This window comes from Saccharothrix sp. NPDC042600 (assembly GCF_040647305.1).
Taxonomy (GTDB): Bacteria; Actinomycetota; Actinomycetes; order Mycobacteriales; family Pseudonocardiaceae; genus Actinosynnema; species Actinosynnema mutabilis.
The window spans coordinates 1-1,474 of the sequence record NZ_JBEZBW010000211.1 but is presented as its reverse complement, the minus strand read 5'-3'; the positions used below and the strand labels follow the sequence as shown (position 1 = coordinate 1,474).

Annotated in this window: 1 protein-coding gene; it reads left to right on the top strand. The window is 68.7% G+C overall.

All coding sequences use genetic code 11. From position 1 onward, the window contains the following. Positions 1-212 precede the first annotated feature (212 nt). Positions 213-1,385, top strand: coding sequence for an acetyl-CoA C-acyltransferase (locus AB0A74_RS42635; protein ID WP_358258935.1), 1,173 nt, complete (start codon positions 213-215; stop codon positions 1,383-1,385). Positions 1,386-1,474 lie beyond the last annotated feature (89 nt).

The window sequence follows — 1,474 nt, the reverse complement described above, 5'->3', positions numbered from 1 at the left end:
AAGCTGGTTGCCAAGAAGGGAGAAGCGCGGTTGGGCTGCGCCCAGGCCGTACGGGGAACGAACCGAGGCCCTTCCTGTGGCTTGGCAGCCCGTTGAAGAGCGCGCCTGCGGCGCGGGGGGGCGGGGGGTGTGATGGGGGTCCTACTGGCTTTGGGTGGGTGTAGTCAGCTACGTTGGGGCTGGCTATGGGTGGCAATAGTCAGGAGGCTTGGGTGCGGGATGCGATGGTGGTTTCGGCGGTTCGGTCGCCTGTGGGGAAGGGCAAGGTGGGTGGGGCGTTGGCCGGGGTGCATCCGGTGGACCTGCTTGCCCATGTGCTTCGGGCCGTGGTCGAGCGGGCTGGGGTTGGGGGTGGGGTGGTTGACGATGTGATCGGGGGGTGTGTTGATCAGGTTGGCGAGCAGGCGATGAACACCACCCGGTACGCCGTGCTCGCCGCCGGGTTTCCCGAGTCCGTGCCGGCCACCACGGTTGATCGGCAGTGCGGGTCTTCCCAGCAGGCTGTGCACTTCGCGGCGCAAGGGGTCATGGCCGGGGTTTACGACGTCGTGATCGCTTGTGGTGTCGAGTCGATGAGTCGGGTGCCGATGTGGTCGAACGTGCCGGCCGGGGCGGATCCGTTCGGGCCCTCGGTGGCTGCTCGGTACCCCGACGGGTTGGTGCCGCAGGGGGTCAGTGCCGAACTCATCGCTGCCAAGTGGTCGTTGAGTCGGGCGGAGATGGACCGGTTCGCCGTGGAGTCGCATCGCAGGGCGGCTGCCGCTTGGGACGCCGGGTTGTTCGACGCCGAGGTCGTGCCGTTGGGGGCGGTGGGGCGGGACGAGTCTGTGCGGCCGGGGACTTCCGTGTCGGTGTTGGCCGGGTTGCGGCCGGCGTTCGAGGATGCCGTGATGGCCGAGAGGTTCCCCGGGATCGAGTGGTCGGTCACGGCGGGCAACAGCAGTCCGATCAACGATGGCGCGGCCGCCGTGTTGATCATGAGTGCCGAGGCGGCCGAGCGGTACGGGCTGCGGCCGTTGGCTCGGCTGCACTCCTTCGCGGTGACCGGGTCCGACCCGGTGTTGATGCTGACCGGCGTCATCCCGGCCACCGAGCAGGTGCTGCGGCGGTCCGGGTTGTCGTTGGGTGACATCGACCTGTTCGAGGTCAACGAGGCGTTCGCGTCGGTGGTGTTGGCCTGGCTGGCCGAGACCGGCGCCGACCCCGCCAAGGTCAACGTGCACGGTGGTGCGATCGCGTTGGGCCACCCGCTCGGCGCGAGCGGCGCGCGGCTCATGACGACGCTGGTGCACGCCCTGCGCGCCCGTGGCGGGCGTTATGGCCTGCAGACCATGTGCGAGGCGGGTGGCCTGGCCAACGCGACCATCGTGGAGAACCTGGCCTAGGGCGTGTCTGGTTATTTGGTGGCGAGCCAGATCATGAGGCTGGCGATGGTGAGGGCGGCCATGTAGGAGTGGGCGGTCTTGTCGTAGCG